We start from the raw sequence: 13,479 nt of genomic DNA, 5'->3' as shown, positions 1-13,479 counted from the left end.
AGCCTGCTCGCGATGGCGGTATTACATTCAACATCAATGCTGACTGAACCACCGCTATCGCGAGCAGGCTCGCTCCCACAGGTTGTTTTGCGTGGGGTTAGCGAAAATCCGCATTCTGCGTCTGCCCCGTCTCGTAGTAAGCCTTGAGGTTCTCGGCAATCTGCCGCACCACTTTGACGAACGCTTTCCCCAACAATCCCTCGACAATCCACCCACCCCGCAGGCTGTACTTCATGCAGGTGGTAATCCGCGTAGCATCGCCTTCAGCCTGCAAGCTGTAGTGAAACGTCGCCTCGCGAAACGGGAAAGGCGCTCCGGCATTGGCCTTGTGCAGCACCAGCACAAACCCTTGGCCTTCCTGCCACTGCACCACGCTTTCATCCAGCCACTGACCGCCTTTGCGAAACACCCGGCGGCTGGCGCCCAAGCCTTCTGTTTTGCCTGGGTGAAACTGGCAACCGGTCAGGCCCGGCACATAATGCGGGGCCAGGCTCAAGTCGCGCAGTCTGGTCCAGGTGTCTTGCGGGCTGAGTCGGAGTAAAACGCTGTGGCTGGCAACGGCGGGCATGTCCGGTGTCCTCTTATGAATGGGCTTGAGCGGCATCGAGAAAGGCCGGGCGTTCGCCACCGCCGTGTACCACCAGGTCGGCGCCGCTGACGTAACGTGCCAGTGAGGAAGCCAGGTACAGGCAGGTGTCGCCGATATCGTCCGGCGTGGCCAGCCGTTGCAATGGAATACCGGCCGCCACCCGAGCAATACCGGCCTGATCACCATAATGCAGCGCGGCCTGTTCGGTGAGGATCAGCCCGGCGGTGATTGCGTTCAGGCGCACCTTCGGCGCCCATTCCACCGCCAGCGAGCGGGTCAGGCTCAGCAACCCAGCCTTCGCCGCGCCATAGGCGGCGGTACCTGGGGAAGGGCGGGTGGCGCTGACGCTGGCGATGTTGATGATCGCGCCGCCACTGGCCTGCGCCTGCATCACCCGATTGGCTTGCTGACAGAGGTTCAACGGTGCCAGCAGGTTGAGTCGGATGATCGCTTCGCTGAAACGCGGCGAGGCGGTCGCGGCGTCGGCATTCGGTGCACCACCGGCGTTGTTGACCAGCACGTCGAGTCGGCCGAAACGCTCGACCACGCTGTCGATCAAACGCTGCGACTGCTCGACATCGCGCAGGTCGCAGGCGACGAACAGCGCCTCGCGGCCGGCGCTGGCGGGCAAGGTCTCGGGAGCTTCACGGCCACAGATCACCACCTCGGCGCCGCAGTCGAGAAAGCGCTGGCTGATGCCGCGCCCGACGCCTTTGCCACCGCCGGTGACCAGTACCACTGTGCCGCGAAAGTCCATCGGGTCGTGCATGGCTGCCTCATTTTGTCACTCAGGAATACCACGGATGCTAGGTCCGTGGCGCCCGACAGCCAACGTCCGAAGAGACTAGAGCTGCGTAGTCCTGTCGGACGATGTTGGCGCCGCAGGTGCCGGGAATACTCCCTGCACAACAACAGGCCGGGAGGACACCGCATGAGCGCATCAGCGCAGGGGCACTTCGTTACGCTGCCCAGTGGTTTGCAGCTGCATTACCAGGACACCGGTGCCGGTGAGCCGGTGGTTTTCATTCATGGCAGCGGGCCGGGCGCCAGCGGTCACAGCAACTTCAAGCAGAACTACCCGGTGTTTGCCGCCGCCGGCTACCGCAGCATCGTCCCTGACCTGCCGGGTTACGGCGCGTCGGACAAACCGGACAGTCTCTACACCCTGGACTTTTTCGTCGAAGCCCTGAGTGGTCTGCTCGATGCACTGGATATCCCGCGCTGCGCGCTGGTCGGCAACTCATTGGGCGGCGCGATTGCGCTCAAGTTGGCCCTCGATCAGCCACAGCGGGTCAGCCGACTGGTGCTGATGGCGCCCGGTGGCCTGATGGAAAAAGAACAGTACTACCTGCAAATGGAAGGCATCCAGAAGATGGGCGCGGCCTTTGCCAAGGGCGAACTCAACGACGCCGCCGGTATGCGCCGTTTGCTCAGCCTGCAACTGTTCGACCCGTCGCTGATCAGCGACGAAACGGTGAATGAACGGGTGGCGGTGGTGCAGCAGCAACCGATCTGCGTGCTGTCGACCATGCAAGTGCCGAACATGAGCGCCCGCCTGGGCGAGTTGCAGTGCCCGATCCTCGGTTTCTGGGGCATGAACGACAAATTCTGCCCGGTCTCCGGCGCGCAAACGATGATGGAGCACTGCCGGCAGATTCGCTTTGTCCTGTTCAGCGAATGCGGGCATTGGGTGATGGTCGAGCACCGTGAAGTGTTCAATCGCCAGTGCCTGGACTTTCTCGCGGAGGGCCGCGCATGAGTGCGCAATTGCGCCAGCAGTATGGCGAAGAGCTGTATCAGGCGTTGCTCGCAGGCGTAACCCTGGTGCCGCTGACCGAGCGTTGGCCGGCCATCAGCATCGAGGACGCCTACCATATTTCGCTCTACAGCATCGAGCGCCGGGTGGCGGACGGCGACCGTATTGTCGGCAAGAAAATCGGCGTGACCTCGGCAGCGGTCCAGCGAATGCTCAATGTGCATCAACCGGACTTCGGCTTCATCACCGAGCAGATGTCGTTTGCCGATGACGCGCAGATTTCCCTGTCCGCCAACAAGCTGATCCAGCCCCGCGCCGAAGGCGAGATCGCCTTCAAACTCAAACACGATTTACGCGGCCCAGGCGTGACCGAAGCCGATGTATTGGCGGCGACCGAGTACGTGATGCCGTGTTTCGAAATCGTCGACTCGCGGATTCACGACTGGCGCATCCGCATTCAGGACACCGTGGCCGACAACGCGTCGTGCGGGGTGTTCGTGCTCGGCGACTGCCAGGTCGACCCGCGTGAACTGGATTTGCCCAACCTGCGCATGCAGGTGTTCAAGAACGATCAACTGATCAGCGAAGGCCTGGGCTCGGCAGTCCAGGGCAATCCGCTGACCGCCGTGGCCTGGCTGGCCAACACCCTGGGCGCTTTCGGCATTCCGTTCAAAGCCGGGGAAATCATTCTCTCCGGCTCCCTGGTGCCGCTGGAACCGGCGGCGCCCGGCGACCGTTTTTCCCTGACCATCGATGGCCTGGGCAGTGCCCGGGTGTCCTTCTGCGCCTGACTCAAGGGGTTGTAACCGGATGAGCAAGAAACTCAAAGCGGCCATTATCGGCCCGGGCAATATCGGCACCGATCTGCTGATGAAAATGTGCCGTTCTGAATGGATCGAGCCGGTGTGGATGGTCGGTGTCGACCCGGGGTCCGAAGGTCTCAAGCGCGCTCGCGAACTGGGGCTGAAAACCACCGCAGGCGGGGTCGACGGCTTGCTGCCCCACGTGCTCGACGATGACATTCGCATCGCCTTCGACGCGACCTCGGCTTACGTGCACGCCGAAAACAGCCGCAAGCTCAATGAGCTTGGGGTGATCATGATCGACCTGACACCGGCGGCCATCGGCCCGTTCTGCGTGCCGCCGGTCAACCTCAAGGAACACGCGTTGAGCCTGGCGATGAACGTCAACATGGTCACCTGCGGTGGTCAGGCGACGATTCCGATGGTCGCGGCGGTGTCGCGGGTACAGTCGGTGAGTTACGGCGAAATCGTCGCCACCGTGTCGTCCGGTTCGGTCGGGCCGGGCACGCGGCAGAACATCGATGAATTCACTCGCACCACCGCTGGGGCGGTCGAGCAGATCGGCGGCGCCCGACGCGGCAAGGCGATCATCGTGATCAACCCGGCCGAACCGCCGCTGATGATGCGCGACACCATCCATTGCCTGACCGATGAAGAACCGAACCAGGACGCGATCCGTACCTCGGTGTTGCAGATGGTCAAGGAGGTGCAGCGGTATGTGCCGGGTTACAAGCTGATCAACGGGCCGGTGTTCGATGGGCACAAGGTGTCGATCTTCATTGAGGTCGAAGGCCTCGGCGACTTCCTGCCCAAGTCCGCCGGCAACCTGGACATCATGACCGCCGCCGGTTTGCGCACCGCCGAGATGTTCGCCGAAGAAGCCCACAAGGGCACCCTGCAACTGCCCGTTCGTTAAGTGGAGAATTGCCATGAATCTGCAAGGTAAGAGCGTTCGTCTGCATGACATGAGCCTGCGCGACGGTATGCACGCCAAGCGTCATCAGATCAGCCTGGAACAAATGGTCTCGGTCGCCACCGGACTGGATGCGGCCGGTGTGCCGCTGATTGAAATCACCCACGGCGATGGCCTGGGTGGCGCGTCGTTGAACTACGGTTTTCCGGCCCACAGCGACGAAGAGTATTTCACGGCAGTGATTCCGCAGCTCAAGCAGGCCAAGGTCTCGGCGTTGCTGCTGCCGGGGATCGGTACCCTCGATCACTTGAAAATGGCTCATGAGCACGGGGTCACCACCATCCGCGTGGCGACCCACTGCACCGAGGCCGACGTCTCCGGTCAGCACATTGGCATGTCGGCGAAAATGGGCCTGGACACCGTCGGCTTCCTGATGATGGCGCATATGCTCAGCGCCGAGAAACTGCTGGAACAGGCGCGGCTGATGGAGAGCTACGGCGCCAATTGCATCTACTGCACCGACTCGGCGGGCTACATGCTGCCGGATGAAGTCAGCGAGAAGATCGGCGCGCTGCGTCAGGGGCTCAACGCCGGCACTGAGGTGGGCTTTCACGGCCACCACAACATGGGCATGGCGATTGCCAACTCGCTGGCGGCGATCGAGGCCGGCGCGGCACGGATCGACGGCTCGGTGGCGGGGCTCGGCGCCGGTGCCGGCAACACGCCGCTGGAAGTGTTCGTCGCGGTGCTGGAACGCATGGGCGTGAACAGTGGCATTGATCTGTACCGGATCATGGACGTCGCCGAGGACCTGGTGGTGCCGATGATGGACCAGCCGATCCGTCTCGACCGCGACGCGCTGACCCTGGGTTACGCCGGGGTCTACAGCTCGTTCCTGTTGTTCGCCAAACGCGCCGAGCAGAAATACGGGATTGCCGCCCGCGAACTGCTGGTGGAGCTGGGGCGTCGCGGTACGGTGGGCGGTCAGGAAGACATGATTGAAGACCTGGCGCTGACCTTGTCACGGGCGCGCGGTGTCCTGCCGACCTGATTCTCGGATGCACGGAAAAACCACCGGCCTTGTGTGCAAGCCCGGTGGTTTTTTTGAGTTCGTTTTTTGTGGCTCAGGGCAACAGATTACGCACCAGCGGCGGGTAGCAACTGTTGGTGGCGCTGGCGCAGTTGAGCAGGGCAGTGTTCGGTCGATAGGCTTCGTTTTTGAACACTTGGCAGAGACTGGCAGTGCTGCCAGCGCAAACGAGGATGAGCAGGGCGTAAGTGGCTTTGTGCATAACGAGCCTCGACGGCGGTTTTATTGTTGTAGGCAAACCTTATGGCGATGGTTGATGCGTTGCTTCGTCCGAATGGACTAGCCGATGGTGTGCTCGATAAATGTGTTCTAGAGGTCGCTGCTTTCAAATGTGGCGAGGGAGTTTGCTCCCGCTGGGGTGCGAAGCAGCCCCAAAACCTTCCACCGCGTTCGTTCAGGCAAAACTCATCAGCGGGTTTACGACGGCTGCGCCGCCGAGCGGGAGCAAGCTCCCTCGCCACAGGGAAGTGGGGAGGCTGACACAGATGGCTGATCACGCCGGGCCAAAGCCCCGATCGCCATAAACAACGCCGCAATCGCCCGCGCTTCATGCAGGTCCCCACAGGCCACCAGTTCCGGAATCTGCGTCAGCGGTACGCGCAGGCATTCCAGCGGTTCCGGTTCGTCACCTTCCAGCAGGCACGGGCTGAGATCTTCGGCGAGCACCACCTGGTAGCGATGACACAGATGACCGGGCGCCAGGGTCAATTCGCCAAGCTCGGTCAGGCGCCCGGCGCGCAGGCCGACTTCTTCGCACAACTCGCGCTGCGCTGCTTGCAGGTAGTCCTCATCCGGTTCGGCGCCGCCCTTGGGCAGGCCGAGCACCGTGTTTTCGACGCCGACCGCGTATTCGTGCACCAGCAACACGTGCAGCGGGTCGGGCATCGCCACCAGCATCACCGAGCGATAACCGGTGCCACGCAGCCGTTCGTAAACCCGTTGCTGGCCATTGCTGAATTGCAGGTGCAAGGCTTCGATCTGGAAATGACCGCTTTCGGCCAGCAGTTCGGTCTTGAGGATGGTCGGACAAGTGCGCATGGTCTGGCCCCGCGTGGGGAGGGTGAGAGTCAAGGCACTGTGCGCTGTGCAGGCATTGCCGCCATCGTCCAAGCGGACGAGGGCGACAGGCCGCTCAGCCGAGGGTCGCCACGCTGCGCAGGATCAGGCGCACCAGCATGGTCTGGCGGGTCACGCCGGTCTTGGAGAAAGTCGAACGCAGGTGCGCTCGCGAGGTGTTGCGGCTGATGCCCAGCTCTTCGGAAGCTTCGTCGAGGGTCAGACCGTTGGCCAGCAGCATCGCCAGCTGGGTTTCAGCGGGGGTGAAATCGAACAGCGCGCGGACGATTTCCTGCGGCGCGGTGGATTGCTGTTCCGGGTCGCTGATAAAAATCACCACGGTCGGGCACTGTTTACCTTCGCTCCAGGCCGACAGTGGCACTGAACGGACGATGATCCCCAGGTCTGCACGACCAGAAGGCCGTTGCACCCGCAGCGCTTCGACCACCGACGGGTTGCTGCTTTTTTGCGACAGCAGCGACTGTTTCACCAGGCGGCGAAATTCCTGGGTGTCGCGAGCGGTGCCGACTTGCAACCCGTCGTTGACCAATTTGATGCCGTCCTTTTCCTGGATCAGCCGATCGGCCACCTGGTTGGTTTGCAGCACCTTGCCGGCTTCGTCGAGGATGATCGTGCCGACCGCCATCTGGTCCACTGCACCGGCATAGAGGTTGCGTTCGGCCTCGATGCGATTGAGCTGCATGTGGATCTTGATCGAACGTTCCAGGTGCGGAATGAACTGCGCCAGCAGCTGTTTTTCAGCGTTGCCGAAGGGCTTGTCGTCACGCCCACGGCTGATGCGCAGGCGACATTGGGCGCCGTCGCAGGTGTTGATGTCGGCACCGAGGATATGGAACACATCCACCGGTTCGAGAAAACTTTTGTAGAACTCCGAATTCTGCCAATCGTCGTTGGAGACGAATTCCGCCAGGGTCACCACTTGCCGGTTGGGCAGGTCGACGAAGGGGTCGAGGGTGAAAAAGTGCTTGTTGTACGAGGAGGTGGCTTCGGTCGAGGTGCCGGTGGTGTTGACCATCAGCCCGTCCACATGGGCGCTTGGCGGACGCAGGATGAAGGTCACGTACTTGCTTTCGAGGTACAGGTTGAGCTGATTGAGAAAGGTCGCCCACGGAATGTTTTCCAGTGGTCCCTGATAAAGGTTGCCGATCAGGTCACTGAACGTCTCAAGGCTGAGGTTCGTCTGCATAGGGAAAACCGTTCTTATTATTGGCGTTGGCGGTGGCCGAGAATAAGCGTCGGCATCGTTTGCGTGCAACGCTATCGCTGCGGGCCTGACCGGCGGCAAACCGGCAGGCCATGGAACGCGGTGGGGTGCGGGCATCAGACCGTTTCGCGTTCACGCACGTCGAAGCGTTTGTGCTCAAGCGTCGTGGCCGGTAGCGCGCTGACGTCGGTGTAGAACTGCTCGTACCACTTGCGCAGTTGATAGACCGGGCCGTCACCGTCGCACAGCAGCGGGTTGTCGACGCGGGTCTTGCTGTGCCAGATGGTCACGTCCTCGTAGAACGCTTCCTGGGCCTGCTGTACATAGGCTTTGGCCATCGCCTGGTTCTGTTCTTCGCTCAGGCCCGGAATCTTTTTCACCAGTACGCCGTAGCGCAGGGTGAAGCTGTTGAGATCGATGGGCACGTGGCAGTTGAGCAGGATCGAATGGATCGGCTGGCCGTTCATGGAACCGGTCATTTCGGTGATCTGGTAAGCCGGGCCGAAGTAGGTGGCGGTGCTGTGCAGTTCTCCGTCGCCGGACAGGCGTTCACTGCGAGAACACATGATCTGTGTGGCCATGTGGCCTTCGAAGACGTTGCTGAAGGTTTCGATTGGTGCACCGTGAACGGTGCCAAAGTGCGCCATGTCGGCGACGTTGTCGATCAGTTCGCGGCAGTTGGTCGCGATTTGCAGCTCTGCCACTTCCCACGCTGCCCATTCGTCGCTGAAGCAGGCGTCGATCCGTGGAATGCGTTGCTCAGGAATCGGCGGGTTGCCTTCCGGGTCATTCCAGACGAACAGCAACTGGTTTTCCACCATCAGTGGCCAGCTCTTGATCTTCGCTCGTGGCGGGATGCGTTTGGCGTAGGGGATGTCGTCGCACACCCCGTCGGCACCCCAGCGCCAGGCATGGAACGGGCAACGGATCGAGTTGCCTTCGACGCAACCGGCGCTCAGGTCGGCGCCCATGTGCGGGCAATAGCCGTCGAGGATATGCAGCTCGCCGTCTTCACCGGCAAACGCCACCAGCCGGGTGCCGAACACCTCCAGGCGGTGGGCCTTGCCGTCACGGTATTGCGCGGCCAGGCCCAGGCAGTGCCAGCCACGGGCGTAACGGTCCTCCAACTGCTTGGTTTCGATACGGTGCAGGGTGCTCATCTTATTGTTCTCCGGTTCATCGCGGGTTGGGCGGTTTGGGGCTCAGGCAAGTCCCGAGGCCTATCAGTCAAGTGAGATCCTTGTGGGAGCGAGCCTGCTCGCGAATAGGCCGCCACAGCCAACATCAATGTTGACTGGAGCACCGCCTTCGCGAGCAGGCTCGCTCCCACAGGTTTGTGCATTAACTGGCAAGCGCTTGTGCTGCTCCGATTCTGCCGCCCCTGTGCTGCGCGGCATCGTCTGAATGGACGATGGCCGGTGAACGGCGGGCAGCTCTACTGACGGCATTGACCGACAGCGGGAGTCTTCAGATGAGCAGTGAACACAGGCAGGTCGCGGTGATTACCGGTGCCGCCAGCGGGATTGGCCGGGGGTTGGCCGAACAGGCGGCACGGCGCGGCATGCAGCTGGTGTTGGCGGATGTCGATGCGGCGGGTTTGCAGGCGTTGTGCGCGACCTTGCAGGCGACGGGTACGCAGGCGATTGCTTGTGTCACGGATGTGGGGCAACTGGCGCAGGTCGAGCGACTGCGTGATGTTGCCGTTGAGCAGTTTGGCGGTGTCGATCTGCTGTTCAACAACGCCGGGGTGATGCAAACCGGTTACAGCTGGGAGATCAGCCAGGCGCAGTGGCAACGCATGCTCGACATCAACCTTACAGGCGTAATCAACGGCATTCGCTGTTTCGTGCCGCTGTTGTTGAGCCAGGGCCGCGCTGCTCATGTGATCAACACCGCATCGCTGGCGGGATTGCTCAGCAGCCCGTTGATGGCGCCGTACAACGTGACCAAGCAAGCGGTGGTCGCGCTCTCGGAAACCCTGCATTACGAACTGGCGCTGCTTGGCGCACCGGTCTCGGTGTCAGTGCTGTGTCCGGGCCCGGTGGCCAGCGAGATCATGGCCTCGAACCAGGTCGCTGACGCCGCCGGTTCATCCTTCAGCCAATTGCTCGACTCCAGTATTCGCCAGGGCATGACCCCGACCGAGCTGGCCGAGGTGGTGTTCAGCGCCATTGACGACAAACGCTTCTGGATCCTGCCGCACAAAGACTTCAAACCGGCGCTGGAACGTCGGGTGCAGAGCATTTTCGAGGAAACCAACCCGGTGTTTCAGATGACCGATGTCCAGGGAGATGCCCATGCCTCTCGATAGCCAGATCGCCGCCGTGCTCCAGCCGTTTCGCGACGTGCCGGAGCCCGACTACCGCCATCTCGATGCCGTGCAGTACCGGCAGTTCTCCGACAACCTGATGCCTCCGATTCCCGGCGCGCCGATGTTTGATGTGCGTGACTTGCAGGTGGCCGGTGCCGAGGGCGAGTTGGACGCACGACTTTATCGACCACTGCCCCAGGACAAATTACCGCTGTTGGTGTTCTTCCACGGTGGCGGTTTTGTGATTGGCACGTTGGATACTCACGACAACCTCTGTCGGGCACTGGCCAGCCAGACCGGCGCGGTGGTGGTGTCGGTCGCCTACCGACTGGCACCGGAAGCGAAGTTCCCGGCGGCACCGCTGGACTGCTACGCGGCCACGTGCTGGCTGGTGGAACACGCCTTTGAGCTGGGCGTCGATGGCAGTCGTCTGGCGTTGGCCGGGGACAGCGCCGGCGGCAATCTGGCGTTGGCGGTCAGCCGTCTCGCGGCGCAAAGGCAGGGACCGAAGATCCGTCATCAATGCCTGTTCTACCCGGTCACCGACGGCGGTTGCGACAGCGCGTCCTATGCCGACTTCGCCGAGGGTTATTTCCTCACACGGGCGATGATGGGCTGGTTCTGGCAGCAATACCTGCAAAACCCCGCGCAAGTCGACGATCCGCTGGCCTCGCCGTTGCGCGCCGAAGACCTTGCCGACTTACCGCCAACCACCCTGATCAGCGCCGAGTTCGACCCGCTGCGCGATGAAGGCGAGGCTTTAGCCAAACGCTTGCAGGCCGCTGGTGTGCAGGTACGTGTGCAACGCTGCGAGGGGATGATTCACGGCTTTATCAGCATGGCGCCGTTTGTCGAACGCGCCGCCGAGGCCCTGGCCGAAGCCGCCGCCGACCTGCGCGGGGCGCTCAATTGAACGGCGCGGCGAGCCCGGCGTTCGGATCGACGAAAGGATTGTCTGTAGTCGTCGATCCTTATTTATGAAGGAAAAATCCCTAAAAGATCAGGGTAAATCTGATTTTTCAGACCCCTGATCAACCCCCCATGTCGCTCATGCAGAATCGCCCGCCCTCATTCTGCAGAGACATCATGGATGCCCGCTTCTGTGCCGCAACACGGTCACATTCCGTACATCGAGCACGAACTCGACAGCTTCAAAGACACCCTCAGCCTTTACCGCGAACAGCTCAACCACTGGTTCATCCAGGCCACCGACAGGGTTAGCCACGCTGCCGACCTGCCATCGCTGATGGGCATGGATCGGCGGATCAAACTGGGTAACACGAGCAAAGTGGTGAGTACCGGCGATGACGACTTCATCTCCAGCGTGGCGCAGTGTCCGGACGGCGGCATTCTGCAGATCGAGAGCAAGTTCGAATCGGTCTACGACATTCCTCTGGGCAACATTCGGGTCGAGGTGGTACCGGCGGACGGTGGGCCAATTACACCGATTGATCTCGATGAATTCGGCAAGGGGCAGTTCAAGGGCGAGGCAGGGAAGTTCTATCGGGTGCGGGTGCATGGCGCGGTCACGCCGAAGCAACTCGACGAGCTGTTTGGCGCTTATGACGGATTGACCGGCGAGCTGGAAACCTGGCTGCGCAACGAGTGGAAAGGCTTCAAGCCGCAGTGGTCGCAACAGTCGGCCTCGGCGTCGCTGCTGGCGGTGGGCAACGGATTACTTGCCGGCAGTTGGGCGGCCATCGAAGGGGTTTGGGACAGCATTGGCCTGATTGGCGACATCCTCAAAGACCCGGCGAAGCTCAGAGAAAGAGTCGAGGGCAGCGCTGAGGCTCTGGCCAACCTGGCGCAAGCATCACCGCAGGTGATGGAAAAAGCCCTGTTGCTGGCCAGTGATGAGGCGGCGCTGTGTTTGTTGTTGCACACCGCGAGCTTGTGGCTGGAGGCGTTGCCGCCGAGCCAGATTGCCGGAGCTACGGCAGAGGCAGTTTCGAAGCTGGTGGTCGAGTTGGTGATCGATCTACTGATCGGCATCGTGCTGAGTTTTTTCGGGGTGGGCGTCGCCTACCTTTCGGTGCGGCTGATGCGCCACGGCCAATACATCGTCGATGCCGCGCTGCGCTTCGTTGCCGCCATTTACAAGATCATCGACAGCTTCATGGGCTACATCGACCACTACAAAAAAGTCGCAGCCCGAGGCGTCGCTGCGGGCCTGAAAAAGGGAACGATGCAATTGCGCTGGGACGGGCGCCGCAACACTACGCTCAAGCAAAACCAGCACCACGACAACGCCCCGGCTCAGGCGAAAAACCCCAACGGCGCCAGCGCCGACACCGCGAACAAAACCGCGACCCATGGCTGCCCGGTGTCGATGGTCACCGGTGAAGAGCTGTTGACCCTCACCGATGCCGAGTTGGACGGCGTGCTGCCGTTTGCCTTCACCCGGCTGTACCGCACCAGCGCGGTGGAACTTGACAGTGGATTGGGGTTCGGCTGGAGCCATTCGCTGGCGCATCGCCTGGAAATCGACGGCAATGACGTCGTCTGGATCGACCACGAAAACCGCCGCACACGCTTCCCCAGGCCCAGCGCCGAACGCCCGGCGATCCACAACAGCCTGTCGCGGGCGGCGATTTACCTGGGTGATGACAGAGATGAACTGATCCTCGCCCAGGCCGGTGAAACGCCACGGTTTTACCACTTTCGCGATGGCCGCCTCACGGCCATCAGCGATGCCTACGACAACCGCTTGCGCATCAGCCGCGACCGCTTCGACCGGATCAAGCGCCTGGATAACGGCGCCGGTCGCGCCTTGCTGTTGCGCTACGACCGGCGACATCTGATCGCCGTCGACTATCAGGTCTTTCTCCCGGCCGACAGCCTTGATGAAGTCTGGAAGACCGAGCAGACGCTGGTCAGTTATCGCTACGACGAACGTGATCAACTGATCGAGGCCACCAACGCCGCCGGCGAAAGCGAGCGTTACGACTACGACGATCAGCACGTGATTTTGCAGCGGCAACTGGCCGGTGGCGCGAGCTTCTTCTGGGAGTGGGAGCGCGACGGCAAGGCCGCTCGCTGCGTGCGCCACTGGGCGTCGTTTTCGCAGATGGACGCGCGTTATGTCTGGGACGATGACGGCCGCGTCACGGTGCACAACGCCGACGGCAGCGAAGAGGTTTACGTCCACGACCAGCAGGCGCGGCTGGTGCGCAAAGTCGAGGCCAATGGTGCTGAACACCTGAAGGCTTATGACGATAACGGCCGGTTGATCGCCGAGCAGGACCCGCTCGGCGCAATCACCGAATACCGCTACGACGAGGTCGGCCAACTGATCGCGCTGCTGCCGCCGGACGATGAGCCGACGGCGTACGAGTATCGCAACGGCCACCTGCATAAGCGCTATCGCGGTAAAGCGGTGTGGACCTATCGGCGCAATGCCCAGGGCGACATCAGCGAACAGGTCGACCCCGACGGGCAGGTCACCCATTACAGCCATGACGCGAAAGGCCAACTCGTTGCCATTCGTTACCCGGACAACAGCCGCCACGCTTTCACCTGGAACACTCTCGGGCAACTGACTGAGGAGCAATTGCCGGACGGTGGACGGCGGCGTTTTGCCTACGACGCGTTGGGCCGACGGATCTGCCGTCAGGACGAACATGGCGCGGCCACGCTCTATCAGTGGGATCTGGTCGGTCGGCTGATTCAAACCACCTTGCCCGATGGCGCCACTCGCGCCTTCAGCTACAACGCCTACGGCAAGGTCACCGCCGAG

At 61.9% G+C, this 13,479-nt stretch carries 13 protein-coding genes; 7 read left to right on the top strand and 6 right to left on the bottom strand.

Going from position 1 to position 13,479, the window contains the following annotated elements:
• Window positions 1–97: 97 nt before the first annotated feature.
• Both NTD87_RS11660 and NTD87_RS11655 read right to left on the bottom strand, forming a co-directional pair.
• Window positions 98–568: an SRPBCC family protein gene (locus tag NTD87_RS11660; RefSeq protein ID WP_262114087.1), complete on the bottom strand. Its 471-nt coding sequence runs from the start codon at window positions 566–568 to the stop codon at window positions 98–100.
• Between the two features lie 13 nt (window positions 569–581).
• Complete coding sequence (locus tag NTD87_RS11655; protein WP_262114086.1) at window positions 582–1,358, bottom strand: SDR family oxidoreductase; 777 nt, start codon at window positions 1,356–1,358, stop codon at window positions 582–584.
• Window positions 1,359–1,520: 162 nt separating this feature from the next.
• On the opposite strand from NTD87_RS11655, the gene NTD87_RS11650 reads away from it, so the two are divergent.
• From NTD87_RS11650 to dmpG, 4 genes are read left to right on the top strand one after another with little or no spacing between them, the layout of a single operon-like run.
• On the top strand, window positions 1,521–2,348 hold the full coding sequence (locus tag NTD87_RS11650; protein ID WP_262114085.1) for an alpha/beta fold hydrolase: 828 nt from the start codon (window positions 1,521–1,523) through the stop codon (window positions 2,346–2,348).
• Window positions 2,345–3,136: a fumarylacetoacetate hydrolase family protein gene (locus NTD87_RS11645; RefSeq protein ID WP_262114083.1), complete on the top strand. Its 792-nt coding sequence runs from the start codon at window positions 2,345–2,347 to the stop codon at window positions 3,134–3,136. The genes NTD87_RS11650 and NTD87_RS11645 overlap by 4 nt, the downstream gene beginning before the upstream one ends.
• A 19-nt stretch (window positions 3,137–3,155) precedes the next feature.
• A complete protein-coding gene (locus tag NTD87_RS11640) occupies window positions 3,156–4,064 on the top strand; it encodes an acetaldehyde dehydrogenase (acetylating) (protein ID WP_262114081.1) in 909 nt (302 codons plus the stop codon).
• Between the two features lie 13 nt (window positions 4,065–4,077).
• On the top strand, window positions 4,078–5,112 hold the full coding sequence (dmpG, locus tag NTD87_RS11635; protein WP_262114080.1) for a 4-hydroxy-2-oxovalerate aldolase: 1,035 nt from the start codon (window positions 4,078–4,080) through the stop codon (window positions 5,110–5,112).
• Window positions 5,113–5,185: 73 nt separating this feature from the next.
• Here dmpG and NTD87_RS11630 read toward each other — a convergent pair whose 3' ends face one another.
• The 4 genes from NTD87_RS11630 to NTD87_RS11615 all read right to left on the bottom strand — a co-directional run bounded on the left by NTD87_RS11630 (window position 5,186) and on the right by NTD87_RS11615 (window position 8,592).
• Entirely contained in the window at window positions 5,186–5,353 is a 168-nt protein-coding gene (locus tag NTD87_RS11630; RefSeq protein ID WP_262114079.1) for a hypothetical protein, read from the bottom strand.
• A 215-nt stretch (window positions 5,354–5,568) separates the two neighbouring features.
• A complete protein-coding gene (gene nudE, locus NTD87_RS11625) occupies window positions 5,569–6,189 on the bottom strand; it encodes an ADP compounds hydrolase NudE (RefSeq protein WP_262114078.1) in 621 nt (206 codons plus the stop codon).
• 94 nt (window positions 6,190–6,283) lie between these two features.
• The gene (locus NTD87_RS11620) at window positions 6,284–7,414 is read right to left on the bottom strand and encodes a helix-turn-helix transcriptional regulator (RefSeq protein WP_262114077.1); all 1,131 of its coding nucleotides are present in this window, start codon (window positions 7,412–7,414) and stop codon (window positions 6,284–6,286) included.
• A 134-nt stretch (window positions 7,415–7,548) separates the two neighbouring features.
• Window positions 7,549–8,592, bottom strand: coding sequence for an aromatic ring-hydroxylating dioxygenase subunit alpha (locus NTD87_RS11615; protein ID WP_262114076.1), 1,044 nt, complete (start codon window positions 8,590–8,592; stop codon window positions 7,549–7,551).
• 311 nt (window positions 8,593–8,903) lie between these two features.
• Here NTD87_RS11615 and NTD87_RS11610 point away from each other — a divergent pair, with 311 nt between their 5' ends.
• The 3 genes from NTD87_RS11610 to NTD87_RS11600 all read left to right on the top strand — a co-directional run.
• Window positions 8,904–9,743 carry an SDR family NAD(P)-dependent oxidoreductase gene (locus NTD87_RS11610; protein WP_262114075.1) on the top strand — a complete coding sequence of 280 codons (840 nt, stop codon included), beginning with the start codon at window positions 8,904–8,906 and terminating at the stop codon, window positions 9,741–9,743.
• Window positions 9,730–10,656 carry an alpha/beta hydrolase gene (locus NTD87_RS11605; RefSeq protein ID WP_262114074.1) on the top strand — a complete coding sequence of 309 codons (927 nt, stop codon included), beginning with the start codon at window positions 9,730–9,732 and terminating at the stop codon, window positions 10,654–10,656. Before NTD87_RS11610 ends, NTD87_RS11605 begins: the two co-directional genes overlap by 14 nt.
• 177 nt (window positions 10,657–10,833) lie before the next feature.
• Window positions 10,834–13,479 (top strand): DUF6531 domain-containing protein (locus NTD87_RS11600; protein WP_262114073.1); only part of this gene is annotated, 2,646 nt, incomplete at its 3' end.

Origin of the sequence: Pseudomonas sp. 6D_7.1_Bac1 (assembly GCF_025465945.1) — a bacterium.
GTDB lineage: Bacteria > Pseudomonadota > Gammaproteobacteria > Pseudomonadales > Pseudomonadaceae > Aquipseudomonas.
This window is presented reverse-complemented; position numbering and strand designations above follow the sequence as displayed.